16 protein-coding genes are annotated in these 18,747 nt (G+C 62.1%); 7 read left to right on the forward strand and 9 right to left on the reverse strand.

What is annotated here, in order from left to right; all coding sequences use genetic code 11:
- Window positions 1–52: 52 nt before the first annotated feature.
- The 5 genes from KHO31_RS26280 to prpR all read right to left on the reverse strand — a co-directional run bounded on the left by KHO31_RS26280 (window position 53) and on the right by prpR (window position 7,023).
- A complete protein-coding gene (locus tag KHO31_RS26280) occupies window positions 53–1,207 on the reverse strand; it encodes an alkane 1-monooxygenase (protein WP_201072748.1) in 1,155 nt (384 codons plus the stop codon).
- A gap of 482 nt (window positions 1,208–1,689) precedes the next feature.
- Window positions 1,690–2,277: a hypothetical protein gene (locus KHO31_RS26285; RefSeq protein WP_211624452.1), complete on the reverse strand. Its 588-nt coding sequence runs from the start codon at window positions 2,275–2,277 to the stop codon at window positions 1,690–1,692.
- Between the two features lie 279 nt (window positions 2,278–2,556).
- Entirely contained in the window at window positions 2,557–4,149 is a 1,593-nt protein-coding gene (gene ahpF, locus KHO31_RS26290) for an alkyl hydroperoxide reductase subunit F (RefSeq protein WP_201072746.1), read from the reverse strand.
- A gap of 152 nt (window positions 4,150–4,301) precedes the next feature.
- On the reverse strand, window positions 4,302–4,865 hold the full coding sequence (gene ahpC, locus KHO31_RS26295; protein WP_201072745.1) for an alkyl hydroperoxide reductase subunit C: 564 nt from the start codon (window positions 4,863–4,865) through the stop codon (window positions 4,302–4,304).
- Between the two features lie 148 nt (window positions 4,866–5,013).
- Window positions 5,014–7,023 (reverse strand): propionate catabolism operon regulatory protein PrpR, encoded by a 2,010-nt coding sequence (gene prpR / locus KHO31_RS26300; protein ID WP_236555371.1) that lies wholly within the window; start codon window positions 7,021–7,023, stop codon window positions 5,014–5,016.
- 159 nt (window positions 7,024–7,182) lie between these two features.
- On the opposite strand from prpR, the gene KHO31_RS26305 reads away from it, so the two are divergent.
- The 3 genes from KHO31_RS26305 to KHO31_RS26315 all read left to right on the forward strand — a co-directional run bounded on the left by KHO31_RS26305 (window position 7,183) and on the right by KHO31_RS26315 (window position 10,426).
- Window positions 7,183–8,064 carry an isocitrate lyase/PEP mutase family protein gene (locus tag KHO31_RS26305; protein WP_201072744.1) on the forward strand — a complete coding sequence of 294 codons (882 nt, stop codon included), beginning with the start codon at window positions 7,183–7,185 and terminating at the stop codon, window positions 8,062–8,064.
- A 396-nt stretch (window positions 8,065–8,460) separates the two neighbouring features.
- The gene (locus KHO31_RS26310) at window positions 8,461–9,897 is read left to right on the forward strand and encodes an MFS transporter (RefSeq protein WP_201072743.1); all 1,437 of its coding nucleotides are present in this window, start codon (window positions 8,461–8,463) and stop codon (window positions 9,895–9,897) included.
- 94 nt (window positions 9,898–9,991) lie between these two features.
- Window positions 9,992–10,426 carry a GNAT family N-acetyltransferase gene (locus KHO31_RS26315; protein ID WP_211624454.1) on the forward strand — a complete coding sequence of 145 codons (435 nt, stop codon included), beginning with the start codon at window positions 9,992–9,994 and terminating at the stop codon, window positions 10,424–10,426.
- Between the two features lie 111 nt (window positions 10,427–10,537).
- Here KHO31_RS26315 and KHO31_RS26320 read toward each other — a convergent pair whose 3' ends face one another.
- The gene (locus tag KHO31_RS26320; RefSeq protein ID WP_211624456.1) at window positions 10,538–11,407 is read right to left on the reverse strand and encodes a 2OG-Fe(II) oxygenase; all 870 of its coding nucleotides are present in this window, start codon (window positions 11,405–11,407) and stop codon (window positions 10,538–10,540) included.
- Window positions 11,408–11,781: 374 nt separating this feature from the next.
- Here KHO31_RS26320 and KHO31_RS26325 point away from each other — a divergent pair, with 374 nt between their 5' ends.
- Entirely contained in the window at window positions 11,782–12,426 is a 645-nt protein-coding gene (locus KHO31_RS26325) for a cation diffusion facilitator family transporter (protein WP_201072737.1), read from the forward strand.
- Window positions 12,427–12,434: 8 nt separating this feature from the next.
- Here the strand turns inward: KHO31_RS26325 and KHO31_RS26330 are convergent, their stop codons facing one another.
- The 3 genes from KHO31_RS26330 to KHO31_RS26340 all read right to left on the reverse strand — a co-directional run bounded on the left by KHO31_RS26330 (window position 12,435) and on the right by KHO31_RS26340 (window position 15,634).
- Entirely contained in the window at window positions 12,435–13,313 is an 879-nt protein-coding gene (locus KHO31_RS26330) for a 2OG-Fe(II) oxygenase (protein ID WP_201072735.1), read from the reverse strand.
- 89 nt (window positions 13,314–13,402) lie between these two features.
- The gene (locus KHO31_RS26335) at window positions 13,403–13,882 is read right to left on the reverse strand and encodes a nuclear transport factor 2 family protein (protein WP_201085054.1); all 480 of its coding nucleotides are present in this window, start codon (window positions 13,880–13,882) and stop codon (window positions 13,403–13,405) included.
- 156 nt (window positions 13,883–14,038) lie between these two features.
- Window positions 14,039–15,634, reverse strand: coding sequence for an MFS transporter (locus KHO31_RS26340; RefSeq protein WP_201085053.1), 1,596 nt, complete (start codon window positions 15,632–15,634; stop codon window positions 14,039–14,041).
- 109 nt (window positions 15,635–15,743) lie between these two features.
- Between KHO31_RS26340 and KHO31_RS26345 the strand changes: the two genes are divergently transcribed.
- The 3 genes from KHO31_RS26345 (at window position 15,744) to KHO31_RS26355 (ending at window position 18,705) form a co-directional block, all read left to right on the forward strand.
- Complete coding sequence (locus KHO31_RS26345; RefSeq protein WP_201072729.1) at window positions 15,744–16,619, forward strand: LysR family transcriptional regulator; 876 nt, start codon at window positions 15,744–15,746, stop codon at window positions 16,617–16,619.
- Window positions 16,620–16,752: 133 nt separating this feature from the next.
- The gene (locus tag KHO31_RS26350) at window positions 16,753–17,235 is read left to right on the forward strand and encodes a hypothetical protein (protein WP_236060980.1); all 483 of its coding nucleotides are present in this window, start codon (window positions 16,753–16,755) and stop codon (window positions 17,233–17,235) included.
- A gap of 120 nt (window positions 17,236–17,355) precedes the next feature.
- On the forward strand, window positions 17,356–18,705 hold the full coding sequence (locus tag KHO31_RS26355) for a DUF2325 domain-containing protein (RefSeq protein WP_201072727.1): 1,350 nt from the start codon (window positions 17,356–17,358) through the stop codon (window positions 18,703–18,705).
- Window positions 18,706–18,747 lie beyond the last annotated feature (42 nt).

Genomic DNA, 18,747 nt, shown 5'->3' on the forward strand with positions numbered 1-18,747 from the left:
GGTCGCCCGGCATTGACCGGGCGACCTTTTTTGTTGCATGAAGCAGTCCACGCTAGCCCGCAAACTGTGCCAACACACGCTCACGAATTGCCGGCCGGATATTCGACTGAGCCATATTGCCTTGATAATGCGCGACCACGCGCGGGTTCATCACGCGAAACCACAGTGGCGGCACATACGCGAGCATGATCATGGTCGCGTAACCGGAGGGCAATTGCGGCGCGCCGTCGAAATGGCGCAGCGCCTGGTATGAACGCGTCGGATTTGCATGATGATCGGCGTGACGCTGCAATTGATACAGAAACAGGTTCGTCACGATGCGATTGCTGTTCCATGAGTGCTGCGGCTGGCAGCGTTCATAACGGCCGCTCGCGAGTTGCTTGCGGCCCAGCCCGTAGTGCTCCAGATAATTGACCACTTCGAGCAGCGAGGCGCCATACGCGGCTTGAATCAGCAGAAACGGAATCACCGTTTTGCCGAACAGCGCGATCATCGCGCCCCACAGCACCGCCGTCATGGCCCACGAGTGCAGGACTTCATTGCGCCATGTCCAGGGCGACTTGCCGAGACGCTCGAGCCGATGCTTCTCGAGGCGCCACGCCGACGCGATGCTGCCGAGTACCGTGCGTGGCAGAAACCGCCAGAACGATTCGCCGTAGCGCGCGCTCGCCGGATCGGGCGGCGTCGCCACGCGCACATGATGTCCACGATTGTGTTCGACGAAGAAGTGGCCATAGGCGACCGGCGCCAGCGTGATCTTGGCGAGCCATCGTTCGAAGCCATCGGTCTTGTGGCCGAGCTCGTGTGCGGTGTTGATCGACACACCGGTTGCCGCGCCCAACGAGAGCGCAAAGCCAAGGTAGTCGTACCACGCCATGGCATGCGTGCCGACGATCCACAGCGCGCCGAAGAACGACACGTATTCGATGAAGGTGGCGAGATAGACCACGCGGCGGTAGTAGCGCTCTCTTTCGAGTCTGGGGACGACGTCCTCCGGCGGATTGCTCGGATCGTCACCGATCAGATAGTCGAGCACCGGAATAATGCCGAACACGAAAATCGGCCCGAACCACCAGAAAATATGCCAGCCGGTCTGCAAGGCCAGATTGGCCGCGTGCAGCGGCAACGTGATGGTGAGTGCACCGAGCAGCCACAAATAACGCTTGCCATCGACCCACCGAGCGGGGGCCGCTTGCGATGTTGCCATTGTCTCCCTCCTAGTTTTATGTCGCCTGCCATTAGCAAGCTTTGCGCTCGCTAGCCAGTACGCATGTCGGCGGGACATTGCTCGACTCCCAGATTTATATGGCCTGACGGGCGCGATAGCCAAGTAATTGCCCCAGGTGGGAGGCTCCAAACAAAGGGACCGGGGGTGCGGCATTTGGGGTGGGCTTCGAGCGGGTGAATGAAACGGGTGTTTGGGGCGCAGCAAACGCTGTCCGCGAATTGCAGCCCGACCCGGCGGCTTCGCCTGTCGCCGCGCGACGCGCCGTCCGTCCCTTGACCGCGGTCAGCCAAATTCATATAATCAAGCTTCAAAACTACGTACGAGCGGGTGTGAAAAACGTAGCGCCGCCCGGGCCACCGGGTTCCACCTGGAGTGGAAATTTCGCCGCAAGGTGAATAGAGAATCCCGCATGCGACGGCTGCCGAAAGGCAGCCGTTGGTTTTTGTGGCTCACCTTCCCGGCTAGGGACGAATCTTGCGCCCCTCATAGGTTGCCCGCAGCAGGGTTTTGAACGCAACCTTTTTCGCTTGTCGCAGACGCTTCGTCAGTGCTTTTTCGAGAAGGTACGCGGATTGAACTCGTAGAATCAGACGCTGCTTTCTTGCCCTATCTTTTTCCACTTCAAAGAACACGGCGTATAACGACGTGGTGCCATCGGCATTCGTCTTTTGCAGCGTCATGAAGTTCGGCTGCTGTTCGTCAGCGACGATAATGGGACGCTCACCAAGCGTCATGACCAAATCCCGCAACAGGTGCTTCGACAGTTCGTAGCGGCCCAGATCGAGAACCCGCTGCTCACGACCATCATCGTAGATCTCTACGTTCGGAATTTCTATGCGCGCTCTTCCGTCCCGAGCAAAACTGTGGGAAAAACAATGGCACGAAAACATCACGAGCACGGTCACCACCGAACTCACACCGAGGTCGCATTTAAAGGCGAACGAATCGAGATGACTCAAGTCCCACGGCGTCCCGTGGTGAACAACGGGTTGAAAGAAGTGAGTTGCACATTCTGGTGATTCAAAAACTTGTAACTCAAACTTCGGCATAGGCAATCGACGGCTTTGGATCGATCAATATTCTACGTCTGTCGAAGTCGTTCGTTTTCCGAAATAACACTGTCAAATGGCATAGGAATTTTGGGATCTCTCACAGCATACGAAAACCCGCTGAGAAAGTTAATTCCTCCGCAGGGCCGCGTCAGATTATCCTGACAGGTCGCGTCCAAATCTTCGCTCAGCCAAAAAATCCGCTCAAAACCAAGTCCAGTCTCGCCATAAACAAAAACGGCGGCCCGAAGGCCGCCGTCCGCTATTCACACAAACCCTTCAAACTGTCGCTTCGGCTTCTGCTTCGCTCACCACTTCGTCCACATCGCTGCTGCGGATCAGGTGATCGAACGCGGAGAGCGATGCCTTCGCGCCCTCGCCCACTGCAATCACGATCTGCTTGAACGGGACCGTGGTCACGTCGCCGGCGGCGAACACGCCCGGCACCGACGTCGCGCCGCGTGCGTCGACCACGATCTCGCCGTGCTTCGACAATTCGACCGTGCCCTTGAGCCATTCGGTATTCGGCACGAGACCGATCTGCACGAACACGCCTTCGAGTTCGATGTTCTTCGTTTCGCCCGAGCGCAGGTCCTTGTAGACCAGACCGTTGACCTTCTTGCCGTCGCCGGTGATTTCCGTGGTCTGGGCCTGCGTGATGATCGTCACGTTGGCGAGACTGCGCAGTTTGCGTTGCAGCACTTCGTCTGCACGCAGTTGCGCACCGAATTCGAACAGCGTCACTTCGCGCACAATACCCGCGAGGTCGATCGCCGCTTCGACGCCCGAGTTGCCGCCGCCGATCACCGCAACGCGCTTGCCCTTGAACAGCGGACCATCGCAGTGCGGGCAGTACGCCACGCCATGGTTACGGTACTCGCGCTCGCCCGGCACGTTGATTTCGCGCCAGCGGGCACCCGTGGCAAGAATGATCGTCTTCGCCTTAAGCACCGCGCCATTCGCCAGACGCACTTCGTTGATGCGGCCCGGAATCAGCGCTTCAGCGCGCTGCACGTCCATGATGTCGACTTCGTAGCTCTTCACATGCTGCTCAAGCGCCATGGCGAACTTCGGTCCTTCCGTTTCCGTCACGGAAACGAAGTTCTCGATCGCCAGCGTATCGAGCACCTGGCCGCCGAAACGCTCCGCCACGACACCTGTCGCAATGCCCTTACGCGCCGAGTAAATTGCCGCAGCCGCGCCCGCCGGGCCGCCGCCGACGATCAGCGTATCGAACACCGGCTTCTTTTCCAGTTCCTTGGCAGCACGCGCACCGGCATTGGTGTCGAGCTTCGCGAGGATTTCCTTCACGCCGCTGCGGCCCTGGCCGAACACTTCGCCATTCATGAACATAGTCGGTACCGCCATGATCTGGCGCGCTTCGACTTCGCTCTGGAACAACGCGCCGTCGATCGCCACGTGGCGGATGCGCGGGTTGAGCAGCGCCATCACGTTCAGTGCCTGGACGACTTCCGGGCAGTTCTGGCATGACAGCGAAAAATACGTTTCAAATTGGTAGTCACCGTCGAGGTTGCGGATCTGTTCGATCACCGCATCGTCGAGTTTGACCGGATGGCCGCCGACCTGCAAAAGCGCGAGGACGAGCGACGTGAATTCATGCCCCATCGGAATGCCGGCGAAACGGATACCCGTTTCCTTGCCAGGCTCGCCGATCGAAAACGACGGCTTGCGCTCGCTGTCGCCGCGACGTTCGATCACGGTGACGCGTTCCGACAACGTCGCGATATCGTTCAGCAATGCCAGCAGCTCTTGCGATTTCGCGCTGTCGTCGAGCGACGCGACGATCTCGATAGGCCTGCTAACCTTTTCGAGGTACGTTTTCAATTGGGTCTTGAGATTGGCGTCCAGCATGGCTATTCGATTCCGTGACGAGGGGTGTTGGATCCCGGTCGCCGCACGCATCCGGATAGGAAGCGTGCAGCCCGGGGACGTGTGAACCACTGTAAGAAGCGGTCCGCACGGCGGTGCGCCGTGAGGCGCTTACTGCGGCAGGCTTTTAGACCTTAGATCTTGCCGATCAGGTCGAGCGACGGGGTCAGCGTTTCTGCGCCCGGCGTCCACTTGGCGGGGCAAACTTCACCCGGGTGAGCCGCGATGTATTGCGCAGCTTGCACCTTGCGCAGCAGTTCGCCAGCGTCACGGCCAATGCCGTTGTCGTGAATTTCGGCCAGCTTGATTTCGCCTTCCGGGTTGATCACGAACGTGCCGCGCAGTGCCAGGCCTTCTTCTTCGATCAGCACGTCGAAGTTGCGCGAGATTGCCAGGGTCGGGTCAGCGATCATCGGGTACTTGATCTTCCGGATCGTGTCCGACGTGTCGTGCCATGCCTTGTGCGTGAAGTGCGTATCGGTCGACACGCTGTAGATTTCGACGCCGAGCTTCTTGAATTCGGCGTAACGATCGGCCAGGTCACCCAGTTCGGTCGGGCAAACAAACGTGAAGTCAGCCGGATAGAAAACGAAAACCGACCACTTGCCCTTCAGGCTTTCTTCAGTGATGGTCTGGAAATCGCCATTGTGAAAAGCCTGCGCCTTGAACGGTTTGACTTGACTGTTGATGATCGGCATTTGCTGAGTCCTCTTTCGGGTTGGTTGGAAAGTGGAGTCAGTATGTCAGACGTTACTTAATAGGTAAAGTGGTGTGTTTAAATTATTTCGATAGTTTATTACTATTTGACTGGCTACCGGCGACTATTGCGTCGCACCAATCCTCGGGTCAGTCTCTCATGAGCCGCCAGAGCGTCGTGCGGCCGATTCCCAACGCCCGGCTTGCTGCAGCGCGATTGCCGCCAGCCTGTTTGAGGGCGCGTGCGACATCCTCGCGGGTGGGTGAGCGACGGCCCGAGGCGTCGCCGGCGGCGTGGGCGTGAGGCGTGACGCCATGCACGTCCGCGGCCGTCTGCCGCATCCGCCCGAACTCCGGAAACACTGCCTGCAGGTCCTGCCAGCCCTCGCCGGCCGAATCGCTCAGATAAATCGCGGCGCGCGCCAGCAGATTTTCCAGTTCCCGCACATTGCCGGGCCATGCATAGTGCTCGAACAAAGGCGTGAGGAACGCCAGCACCCGCTCGAGCGCGGCACCCGATAGCCCATATTGGAGCGCGCTGCGGTTCAACAAGTGCCGCGCCAGTTGCGCGACGTCGCCGCGTCTTTCGCGCAGCGGCGGCAATTCTATCTGAAGCAGATTCAGCCGAAAGTACAGGTCCGCCCGGAACACACCCTGCTCGACCAGCGCGTGCAGATCGCGATGGGTGGCGGCGATCACCCGCACGTCGACGGGGGTCGCGCGCCCGGAGCCGAGCTTCATGACTTCGCGCTCCTGCAACACTCGCAACAGCCGGCTTTGCAGCGCCGCCGGCATCTCGCCGATTTCGTCGAGGAAGATCGTCCCGGTGTGGGCAATCTCGAAGAGACCCGGCTTGCCGCCCCGGCGCGCGCCGGTGAACGCACCTTCCTCATGACCGAACAGTTCGCTTTCGATCAGGCCTTCAGGCAGCGCTGCGCAATTGAAGGCGACAAACGGATTGCCGCGCCGCCGGCTGGCATTGTGAATGCCCTGCGCGACCAGTTCCTTGCCGGTGCCGCTTTCGCCGCTCAACAGCACGGTGGCATCGTGAGCCGCGCCTGCGCGTGCAAGCCGCCGCACCCGCTCGAGCGCCATCGAGTGGCCGACCAGATCGTCCAGATGGTGCCGCGCGACCAGATGCTTCGGCCGCTGGCTGGTACGCAGCGAGCGGTCGATCCGCTGCGCGACCAGCGCATCCTGCACCGTGACCACCGAGCCGGATCGCACGCCCTGCTCGACGATCGGCACGCAGTTGACGATCAGCGCGCGGCCGCCGATCTGCTCGATACGCTCCTCGACCGGCATGTCATGCTCGAGCGTCTCGCGCAGCAGCGGGCCGACGGCGCGCGTCAATTGCGCCGGGACGTCCTGTTCGCGGTCGAGGCCGAGCAGATCGAGCATCGCCGGATTGACGGCTTCGACCTGACCGGCGTCGTCGAAGGCGGCCACGCCGTCGCGCAGGTGGGCGACGATCGTGTTCAGGCGCACCCGCTTCGATTCCTTCTGGCGGCTCACGCGCGCCAGCTCGACCGAGCGTTCGAACGCTTCTTCGACTGCGCCCAGCGAGTACAGAAAGACACTCTCCAGACCCGCTTGCTGCGCGAAATCGCAGGCCATGCCGGGGCCGATGATGACTTTGCAGCCCTCCGCTGCGAGGCCCGCGACCGCGAGCCGCACTTCGTCGATCGAGCGGTAGGCGCGCTGTTTCAGGCCGACGGTCAGCCACGCGCTCAGGTCCGCGAGTTCGTGCGAGATGGTTTCGTGCAGGACAAGGCCGATCTTTGCGCCCGGCCAGGTCGTCGTGGCTCGGGTTATCGCGCTCAGCACGTCGAAGCCGTTCACCTTGACCATGACCACCGGCACGCTCAGGTTGTCGCGCAGGTAGGCGCCGTTCGATCCGGCCGCCAGTACGACATCGACCGAGCCCGCGTCCACATAGGCCTGCAAGGCCGTGACGGCGGCGCCGTAGCCTTCCCGCACCGAAAAGAACCTGGCCTGCCCGGTGTAACGCGGCGCGACTGTCTCACAAAGCGATTGCAACCGGCTGATACTGACCAATGCAACGCCCGGGCGACCGGAATTGGGATTGGCAAGGGACGACGTGAAAGTGGACACTGCGACGCTCCGCTCGTGACTGAAACGTTCCACGAAACGTTTCATGGAACATTCCGACATTCTGCCATGAACCGCGGCGCTGCTCCCGTTTCACCTAACCTGCTGATTGTTCGATACAAATTGTGTGAGTCAGCAAATGGCATGCTTCCTGCAACTTCAGCTGCGCGTTCTATCACCCACTTTCCCATCTGGAGACACACCATCATGAGCACTTCCGCCAATCGTCGCGCCGCGTTCCGCGCCAAAGTCAACCAACGCCAGGGCCTGCTCGTGCCGGGCGCCTTCAACGCGATGAGCGCGCGCGTGATTGAAGACGCCGGCTTCGAGGCGATCTACATCACCGGCGCAGGCGTGACCAACATGTCGCTCGGCCTGCCTGATCTCGGCTTCATCGGCCTTGCCGAAGTCGCCGAGCATTGCGCGCGGATTCGCGACGCGGTCGCGTTGCCGCTGATCGTCGACGCCGACACCGGCTTCGGCAACGCGCTGAACGTACGCCAGACCGTACGTGTGCTCGAACGCAGCGGCGCCGACGTCATCCAGTTCGAAGACCAGATCATGCCGAAGAAATGCGGCCACTTCTCCGGCAAGGAAGTCGTCAGCACGAGCGAGATGGTCGGCAAGATCCGCGCCGCCGTCGATGCCCGCGAAGACGGCAACCTGCAGATCATGGCGCGCACCGACTCGGCCGCAGTCCATGGCATCGAAGACGCGATCGAACGCGGTCATCGTTTCATCGAGGCCGGCGCCGATATTCTGTTTATCGAAGCGACCGAATCGCTCGCCGACATCGAGCGGTTGCCGTCGCTGTTCGACAAGCCGCAACTGATCAACATCGTGATCGGCGGCAAGACGCCGGTGCAATCGCGTGAAGCGCTCGCCACGCTCGGCTACGGCATCGTCCTGTACGCAAACGCGGCGCTGCAAGGCGCGGTGCTCGGCATGCAACGCGCGCTCGGCACATTGAAAAGCAATGGCCGCCTCGATGAAGACGCGACGCTCGTCGCGCCGTTCAGCGAACGCCAGCGCCTTGTGAACAAACCGCTGTACGACAAGCTCGATCGCGAATACGCGGCGAAGGACTGAGCGGTAAGGAAAGTTGTGTTTCCGGCGCGATCGTCGCCGAGTTGCTGTGGTGCGCTGTGTGCCGCGAATTGTTGCGTTACGATGCAGGGTTGGCGGCGAGGGGCATGGCTTAGGCACGACGGCTAAACGACGGCCGCGCGGCAGCTACGCGGTAGCAGCCCAAGCGTATCGCCCATGAAAAAAGCCCATGAGTGGGCCTTTTCGCGCACGGCTCCGCTGACGTCAAACAGACCGCGACCTCGTTGCTCGTCCATCGAGGGGTGCCGGAAACACGCTTTCGAAAGGTTGTCGCAAGAACATGAAGTCAACACAATCGCGCGGGACATGCCGGCACGCTAAAGACGCCAAAGGCGTCATCGAATCCACACGCAACGGCAAGGTGTCGAGGACGGCGCAATGACCGACACCGCACGCAATTCACACGTCGGCTGGCTGCCCTATATCGTCGCGGCCACCTTCTTCATGGAGTATCTCGACACCACGGTGATCGCCACGGCCTTGCCGCAGATGGCGCACTCGTTCGGCGTCGGGCCGAACAGCCTGAGCCTCGGCATGACGGCTTACATGCTGGCGCTGGCGATTTTCATCCCGGCGAGTGGCTGGGTCGCCGACCGCTGCGGCTCTCGCACGGTGTTCTTCAGCGCGATCGGCGTGTTCACGGTTGCTTCCGTGTTGTGCGGTTTATCGCAAAACGTGACCGAATTTACGGCCGCGCGACTGCTGCAAGGCATAGGCGGCGCAATGATGGTGCCGGTGGGCCGTTTGATCGTGGTCCGCAACACAGAGAAGAGCCGGATGATGCAGGCCATCTCGACCATCACCTGGCCGGCCATTGCTGCGCCTGTGGTCGGACCGCCGGTGGGCGGCTTCATCACCACCTATGCGTCATGGCGCTGGATCTTTCTGCTGAATGTGCCGTTCGGTCTGGCAGCGATGGCTGTTGCGCTCGCGCTGGTGCCAAACCTGCGCGGCACCGAACGCAAGCCACTCGACGTCGTCGGCCTCCTGCTGAGCGCCACGACGCTGACGGCGATTCTGTATGGCGCTGAACTGGCGAGCCAGCCCGGCGAAAATCCATGGGTGGCAGGCGCGCTCATCGTCGGCGGATTGCTGATGGGCGTGGTGGCGTTCCAGCACGCAAAGCGTAACCCGCATCCGCTGATCGACGTATCCACGCTGAAAATCCCGACCTTTTCCGTGACGGTGGTGACGGGGTCGTTCACGCGTATCGGCATTGGCGCGGTGCCGTATCTGATGCCGCTGCTGTTCCAGGTCGGCTTCGGCTTGTCGGCGTTCAAGTCGGGTCTGCTGTTACTGGCGAGCGCGCTCGGCAACCTCGGCATGAAGGCGCTGACCACGCGTATCCTGCAACGCTACGGTTTCCGGATGGTGTCGATCATCGACGTGATGGTGGCCGGCATTTTCATCATTGCCTGCGGGCTGTTGACGCCGAACGTGCCGCTTGCGCTAGTGTTGTTCGTCGTGTTTATTTACGGCGTAGCGCGCTCGATGCAATTCTCGACCCTTGCCACGCTCGCCTACGCGGACGTCGCACAGCCGCAGATGAGCGCGGCAAGCACGCTATGGAGCGCCGCCGCGCAGATGACGATCGGCTTGGGCATTGCCTTCGGCGCCGTCTCGCTGCGCGCGGCAGCGTTCTTCAATGGCGAGACAACGGGCCGTGTGTTCACTCTGGACGATTTCCGCCTCGCGTTTCTGTTTGCCGGCGTCCTGACGCTGGTGTCCGTGACCGGCTACCTCGGTCTCGCACGCGACGCCGGACAGAGCATCGGCGGCGGTTCACGCGGCACCGAAGACCCGGCGAAAAGCTGAGCGCACAGCGGGCTGGATGGAGAGGTTTGAAGCGGCGGCGCTCAACGGGCGCCGCATCTTTTGATTGCTTGATCAAAACAAGCGGAGACGCGCGGTGCAAGCAGATGATCTGACGATTTCGAGCAACAAGACCGACCTCGACATAGAGATGGTCTACGCGTTCCTGTCGCAGGAGGCAGCATGGGCGCAGGACATGCCACGCGAGACGTTCGACCGGGCGATAGAGGGATCGCTATGTTTCGGCGCCTACATCGAAGGCAAGCAAATCGCATTTGCTCGCCTGATAACCGACCATGCGACATTCGCCTACCTGTGCGATGTATTCGTGCTGCCGGCGTACCGTGGCAAGGGATACGCGTCAGCGTTGATGAAGCACGTATTCGCCAGCCCATCGCTGACCGGTTTGCGCAGAATCGTGCTGGTGACGACAGACGCCCATCACGTCTACAAGCCGCATGGCTTCAAGGAACTGGTGGCACCGGAGCGCTACATGGAAGTGCACAACCCGGACGTTTACAAAACGGCTTGAGCAAAGCGCGGGCCGCTCATGGCCAGGCCGCCGTTAGTGGCAGATGAGGCGCGAGATCGATGAACGGGCGCCGGCGTTCCAGATCCAGATGGTTCTGCACCGCCTTGCGCACTAAGCAAACACCCCTTCCCTGACCCACTTGGTCATGATCCATTTCTCGCCTTCCAGGACAGGCGCTCCGCCATGCAAGCTCAAAGGATCGAGCTGCCGCGCTCCGTTCATATAGCGAAAATAGATAGCGCCACCCCGTTTCGGGGCAACCGACACGCCAGCATCGGGGAAAAAAGTTTCCCCTCCAGCGGCCACATCGTTGAGATACAAAACCAGCGTAGCAACCCGCTGCCCGCCGCGCGCCATTTGCACGCCACTGCCCGTCTGCGACGGCGGAAAATAATCAAAGTGCGCCCGATATTCGGCACCAACCCCATACCTCAATACCTGCAACCCCTCACCATTGTCGACTGGCCAGTTCATCAAGCTGGCAAAGCGCTTTTCGAGCCGATCGAGGAAAGGGTCAGCACCGCGGTGATACCAGGCGCCTTCGCTAGTGCGGTTGGCAATCACGTCATTCGAGCCGTTCTCAGGATTGACGGTAGTGGAACGCTTGAGCAACGGACGCGACCGTTCGATCATTTCATCGCATTCCTCGTCCGACATCACGTCGGCGAACGCGACGATCTGCGGCCGCTCGCAGCGCATCAGTACCTTGACGTCGCGATCGTAGGCACGAATCACATTGCCCGCAGCGACTGGCGCCGGATCGTAGCGGTATTCGCCCGCGGCCACCTCGAACCCGCATGGCGCGGCAACAAGGGCCGCGCGAGCCGCATCGGCAGCATCGAACGAAGCGTTCACCGTGGCTTGCGCGAGGTCCGACTCGAAGCCGGCGCCCACCATGGCATCCACCAACGCCGCAGGGCTAAAGCCGCGCTCGACATGACTGTTCAACCAGGTTTGCACGGCATCATTTACGACAGGCATACATCTCATCCCACATCCAGAGTTCGCTCGCTCAGCACGTGCGGACCGGGCGCGCGGCCAGTCGGGCGATGCTGACTAAAGCAAAGGATGATAGGTGGCCATCCCGTCGCATTCCACGCGACGATTCGGAAACGGGCCCTGGCTAAAACGCATTGAGCGTCGGATTCGACGCGTCACCGACTATGAAATTTCCCACTCACCTAAGCGTGGGCGGACGAGGTGTACCTGATCGCCAGCAGCCGTCGCGACCCTGTCATCGGCGCGCCATGTTCGACAGGTACTTTCCTGCGACAACATAACCCACCCCGACCCAATGCCACAGCTTTCCGTGCGCGGCAGCGATAGCCACAGACGCACCATAAAAGGCGGCCGCTTTGCTTAAAGCCGCCTCCGTCAGCGCGCTGCTCAATGCCTTCCTGATGGCGATGCAGATCGCCATCGGCTTAACCGCGCATTCGGACGGGCTGTTCGCTGATGGCATCCACACGTTGAGCGACCTGGCCGCCGACAGTGTCGTGCTGATCGTGCTGTATCTCAGCGCGAAGCAACTGGACGCAACGCCGCGTGATGGAGACGGCAACGCCTCGCAAGCCGTGGCGTCCCTCCTGATCGCCGTCTTGCTGATCGTCACAGCAGCCGAGATGCTCTGGCACAGCGTCGGGCAAACCGCCACGTTGAACGGCAACCCGACGCTGCAGGTCAGCGCGCTCGCGGTCAGCGGTTTCGTCACGATCGCCAAGGAAATGCTGTTCCGCTACATGCGCGCCGAAGGCCAGCGCGCCGGCTCGGCAATTTTGCTGGCAAGTGCATGGCATGCGCGAATGGATGCGGTGTCGGCGCTGGTCGCAACCCTCGGTGTGGCCGGCAGCATGGCGGGTATGCCGATGCTGGACCACGTGGCAGGCGCGGCGATCGGCCTGATGATCATGCGCATGGGATGCGTCAGCGCGCGCAGCGCATTGACGCAACTGGCAGCCGGTGCGGCCGGAAAAGCCGCCGCACGCCACGCGGCAGAATAACGCGCGTTTCAGCCGTAGGCCCGCTCGCGCATCCACTTCGTCATGATCCATTTGTCGCCACCGAGCACCGGCGCGCCGCCGTGCAAGGTCAGAGGATCGAGTTGACGCTGGCCGTTCATATAGCGGAAATACACCGCGCCACCTTGTGTCGCCGCGACTGACATGCCAGCCTCCGGGAAAATCGTTTCTCCGCCGTCGGGCACGTCGTTCAAATAGATCACCAAGGTTGCCACGCGCTGGCCGCCCTGGGCGGTATGCACCGCGCTGCCGGCCTGATCGGGCGGGAAATAATCGAAATGCGGGCGATATTCGCCGGTCGTGCCGTAATGCAGAATCTGCAGCCCTTCGCCGTTTTCAACCGGCCAGTTCATCAGACTGGCGATGCGCCGGTCCATCTTTTCGATGAACGCGTCTTCGCCACGCTGATACCAGATACCTTCACTGGTGCGATTGCGAATGACGTCTTCCTTGCCAGTGTCGGGATTCACGATGGTCGAGCGTTTCAGCCGATGCCGCGAGCGTTCGATCATCTCGTTGCACTCGTCGGGCGACAGCACATCCGCAAACACGATCACTTGCGGCCGCTCGCAGCGCATCAACACGCGGACGTCGCGATCGTGTGCACGGATCACATTGCCGCGGGCAACGGGCGACTCGTCGTACTGGTATGTCCGCGGCGCGGATTTTGCCAGCGCGGCCTCGGTCGCCGCCGACACCCGGGCCGCTGCGTCAGCCGGGTCCCTGCCGAACGCTTTGTGAACCTCCGCGCGCGCGGCTTCCGTGGCGAAACCGGCTTGCACCATCGCATCGACCATCGAGTCGATGCTGCAACCGCGCGCTACGTTGCTGCTCAGCCACTCTTCCCACGACGCATCCACTACCGGCATAGAACTCCCCTGCTAATCCGTGTCATGAAATACTGCATCAACTGGCCGGCTCATAGCAAGGCTGGAGGCATTGCGCCAAGGCTGGCCGGTTATGCGCGACGCTGCCTGCGTCGATAGAGGTCGAGGCCTTTTGTCGCCTGCGCCCTGATTGCGCGCTGCACGAAAGGTGTCCAGCCGAGCAGCGCGCCCTTGATCCCCAAAGCCTGACGGGCCCAAAGCCACAGGTCGAACGTATCGCGATGTTCGACGATGCGGCCCTCGCGAAACACGAAGCGGGCGTCGATACGATTGACCACGGTGCGGCCCGTCTGACTGAACGTGTAACGGGCCACCCAGTGGGCGTGGCCGTTGAGCTCGCCCGCTTCGACGCTGTCGAATGTCAGTGAGAAATCCTGCGCACGCGCCACCAGCATACGCCACATGTCGCGTGCCTCTTCGCCGCGCAGCTCGCCAAAAGCCGGATCGCTGAAGACCACGTCGTCGGCATAGCAGGCGGCCATTGTTTCGGCGTCGCGCTGCTGGAACGCAGTGTAAAAGCGCTCGATCAGTTCGGTGTTCGGATGGCTCATTTTTCTTGTGCTATGCATTATCCAGTTGCGGAAACGGCCCCAGAGAGCGCGCGCGCCGAGGTTTGAGCGCGCCCGAGCAGCACACAATATCGGAAAACTGCGCGTTGGGGTGAGCCGAGGGCGGCTGGCGAGATTGGGACGCTCGGGCGGCGCAGGCTACCCGTTCGACGCTACCCGGCGCACCGGTACAGATTCGCGCTGACGACCCAGCAGCCAGATTCCCGCCGCAATCGACACCGCCGCCGCGCCGGCCAGATAAAGTGCCGCAGCAAAGCCGCTGGCGAAGCTCGCGTGCGCGGACGCCACCAGCTTGACCCGCAGCGCAGGCGACAGATGCGCGGTGGCCTGCACGATATCCCCCGCCAGCACGCGTGACAACAAGCCCTCATTGAGCGCGGCTCGTACGTCAGGCGTCATTTGCGTGCCGGCCAAAAACGCTGCGTGGGTGCGAGCCGCGAGTACCGCGCCCAGCACACCCACCGACGTCACGATGGCCGTGAAGCGCGTCGTCGTGCTGATACCGGACGCCATTCCGGTTCGATCAGGCGGTACGCACGCCATGATGGCCTTCTGCGTATCGCCGTTCATAATCCCTGCACCCAGCCCGGTCACGACCATGCCGAGTGCCACCAGCGCATAGCTTGCGTCGCCGGCTACCCACGCGGTCAACAGATTGCCGGCCCCGATCAGCAACAGCCCGGCAGAAAGCAACGCCATGCCCGGCAACCGTCGCGCGAGCGCCGCGCCGATATACGGCCCCAGCACCATCGCCAGCGCGAACGGCAACATGCCGACGCCCGCCATCACCGCCGACAGACCGAACGCGTTCCGCAGGTAGAGCGGCAAAAACGTCATCATCACCTGCGCGCAGGCGGCGTACCCGAACATCGCGAGCACGGCGGCGACAAAGCGCGGCTGGCGGAACAGCGCAAGATCGACCATCGCATGCGCCCGCGAGCGTTGCACGTGGACGAATGCGCCAAACAGCAGTGCGCATGCCGCGAGCCTCGCACCCGTTGTCCAGCTCGCGAGTCCGTCGGTGGGCACTTCGATCAACGCCCAGATGCCGAGCGCGAGCGCAAGGCCGAACAGAATGCTGCCGGCGGCATCGAGCGGACCGGGTTCAGGATTGCGCGACTCGCGAATCGAACGTGACGCGCACCACGCGAGCACTGCGCACACGGGCAGATTGAGCAGAAAGATCCAGCGCCAGCCGAGCCACTGGGTAATCACGCCGCCGACGAGCGGGGCCACCGTCGTTGCGAGGCCCATGCAGGTACCCCACACGGCCCATGCCCGCACGCGCGCGGGACCTTCGTGAAAGGTATTCGCGATCACGGCGAGCGCCGCGGTGAGCAGCATCGCGGCGCCGACGCCTTTGACCGCACGCGCCACATTCAGCGTCGCAGCCGTTGGCGCCGCCCCGCAACCCAGCGACGCCAGAAAAAACACCGCGAGCCCGAGCAACAGCATCCGCTTACGGCCGACTCGATCGGCAAGACCGCCCGCGGGCAGCAGACACGACGCGAAAGCGACCATATACGCGCTGACGACCCATTCGACGTCGGCGAAACTCGCGTGAAACGAGCGCGCAATCGACGGCAACGAGACGGCCACGACATTGGTATCGAGAACGATCAGCGCGCAGGTCGCCGATGCGGTGGCCAGCACGAACGCGGGGTTGACGGGTTTTGAGCCGTTGGAGCCGGACGGCTGCGCAGGCAGTGCGGGACGGTCGGATAGGGAGGACATACAGACAGGCGGAGTCGAATCGAGGTCACTCGATGGTAACGAAGCGTCTATTGCCTGTCATTGGCATAGAATCACAAGATAATTAGCTCTGGCGGAAATACCGAAACCCATGCGAAAGCTCGAACTCCGCCATATTCATGCATTCGTTTGCGTCGCGAAGCATCTCCACTTCTCCCGCGCGGCCGATGAATTAAGCATCGCGGCACCAACGCTGACCAAGCTGATCCAGGAAGCAGAACGGCTGCTCGGCGTACGGCTCTTTCATCGCACCAAGCGGTCGGTCGCATTGAGCGCGGCAGGCAACGCCTACCTCGCCGAAGCGCTCAGCGCGCTCGACCACCTCGCGCGCGGCGAAGAGCGCGCGATTCTCGCCGAGCGCGGCGAGTTGGGACGGATCGAAGTCGGCTATGTGGCTTCGGCCGCGTATGCGGGTGTATTGCAATCGGCGGTTGGCGGTTTTCGCACGCAATACCCTGGCGTCGACATTTCGATTCGAGAGGTGCCGATGGACAGCGCGGCCGAGATGCTGCGCGACGGTCTGCTCGACGCAGCCTATGTGCGGCCGCCGATGCCGCTCGTCGACGGCATTCAGGCCACTACCGTACATCGCGATACGTTCGTCCTCGCGCTACCGGAAAATTGTGCGCTGGCTGGCTTGCCAGACATCAAGCCTGCGCAACTGCGCGACCAGTGCTTCGTGCTGCCGGAACAGGAAGCCGGCACCTTCGAAGTCGCACGGCGTGGGCGTTTTTCGCCGCGGCTCGGATCACGCCCCGGCACGCTCGCGGCGGTACTGGCCTGCGTATCGCTAGGCGGCAATGTGGCGGTCGTGCCGCATACGCTGGCTGATTGCATCGCATTGCCGGGCGTCGTCTACCGAAGCATCGCGGGCAAACCCATTGCCTCGGAAATCGCCATTGCGTATCGAAAGTTCGAACGGGCACCAGCCGTGCGAGCGTTTCTCGAGTTTGCGCGAAGCAGGTAAAACCTGCCTCCGCTACCGTCACGCCGCCTTTCGTTATATCCTGTCGAATATCACGGTATGCTTCGGGGAGCCTGGTGGCCCGGCCGCCAGGCGCGCACGACGAAGCGAAACAAGCATGTAGGAGCCAGCAGCGGTGCGTAGTCGATCCACATTGCAATCCACAGTGTCCGACCCGGTGGGACGCCTCCCGAACGGGCTTTCGTCGACCATCGTCGCGGTGAAATCGGCGTCCGAACGTGGCCGCGCCGAACTGATCCGCGATGTCGTCGATGCTTACCGGCGGCTTTACGGGAGCGTACAGCGCTTCGTGCTGATGCTCACGGACGACCAGTTGAACTTCGCATCGGTGGGGACGTCGGGCTCGCACTCATTTAACCAGTTGCTGTCGATCCTCGCCGAGCAGGCCAAGGCGGCGGCCTTCGTCCGTCTGCGCGATCTGAAAGCTTCGATCGAAGAAGCGCGCTCGGCCGAACAACTACGCGATGCGATTTTCTCGGATGCACTCAGCAACGACCTGGCCGCGTTGCGCAAGGTGGTGGCGGAACTCGAACGGCTCGACGCTGCCTTTATCGGCCTGTGCGTTGGGCATGTTCTGGATCGTCATTACCGCACATGAACGTTTTCTTTCGTCCACCGTTATATATTTTTAAATATATCGCCAGTAACGCTTGCGTGGCGAGCGCGTCCAGCACGCACCTTCAATCAGCCTGACGCCTGAACCGGATTCGAGGTCCTCATGCACACGCCCCCGTTTCGCCTCGCCCAGCCAACGCGCCTCAAACTGTCCAGCGATGAGCTCGCCGGCACGGGCTTGCGCGCGGCCGAGCCGTGCTGCACGCCCGCCAAGGTTTCGCTCGCTAACGCCAAACGGCGCGCGCGCCTCGCAGAGCTCGATGGCCAACTGCATTGTTCGATCATCGGCACCTGTCTCAGCACGCACGAACTGCGCAAGCTGGTGCCCAAATTCACCGGCCTCGATCGCCGGGACGCGAGCGATCTGGAGATTCATCACTCGGCCGTCGAACTCGCGATCGATGGCGGCGCGGGCGCCAAAGCCCTGCACAAGGTGCTCGACGAGCACTATGCGGCGGCAATCCGTCGCTTCGACAAAGCCGCCGACGACGTCGATCTGCTGAAGCTCTGGGACGAAGCACTGAAAAGCGGCGACATCCCGCCTGCTTACTGGGCTTTGATGACGCACCCGTACGCGACCTTGTCCGTGCGCCAGAAAGCGTTCGGCGAATTGCACATGCTGTCGCATCTGGTCGGCGCGGCGAATCGCGCGGACATCCGCAGGCTGGTTGCGCTGGAGGCCGAAAACGCCGAGTTGAAAGAGAAAGTCGAGCGGCAGCAAAACCGCTTGCAGGAGATCAGCGCGCAGCGCGACGCATCGATCGCCGCGCTCAACGAGCAGATCGCGCAACTCACCGCCCTGGCCACGCGCCAGACGCCGACGGATCCCAGCGATCTCGAAGCCGAAGTATCCATGCTGCGCGACAAGCTCACCGATAGCGACCAGCGGGTGGCACTGCATACGAGCCGCCGTGAAGCCGCAGAACAGCGCGCGCTCCAGGAACAAGGCGCGGCTCTCGCGTTACGCAAGAGCCGGGATCAGACGTTGGCGCTTCTCAAGCTGGTGCAAAGCGAATGCGATGCGCTGGAACGCGCGACCGTGGATGCAGCGGACAGCCACGGCACAGGGACGCGGCAAGCCAGCCTCGACCACGTGCGCGGCAAACGGATTGTGTACGTGGGCGGCCGGCCCGGCTCGAATGCCGCGCTCAGGCGACTGGTGGAGGCGGCCGGCGGTGATTTCGTGGTGCACGACGGCGGCGTGGAAGATCGCAAAGGTCTGCTTGCCGCTGCGTTGCCGGGTGCGGATATCGTCGTGTTTCCAGTCGACTGCGTCGATCACGATTCGATGAATACGCTCAAACGGGTTTGCGAACGCCATCAGATCGACCATCACCCGCTGCGCACAGCGAGCGTGGCAAGCTTCGTCGAATTGGTGAGCCGCCTGCATCCCGAGCATCGGGCCCAATTGGGCAATCCGCCACCGTCGGCGTTTTGCCTGCGCCACGGCTGAGCCGTAAGCCGTAAGCCGTGAGGCCTGAACGCTGAACCGGGA

The sequence above is a fragment of the Paraburkholderia domus genome, assembly GCF_905220705.1.
GTDB lineage: Bacteria > Pseudomonadota > Gammaproteobacteria > Burkholderiales > Burkholderiaceae > Paraburkholderia > Paraburkholderia domus.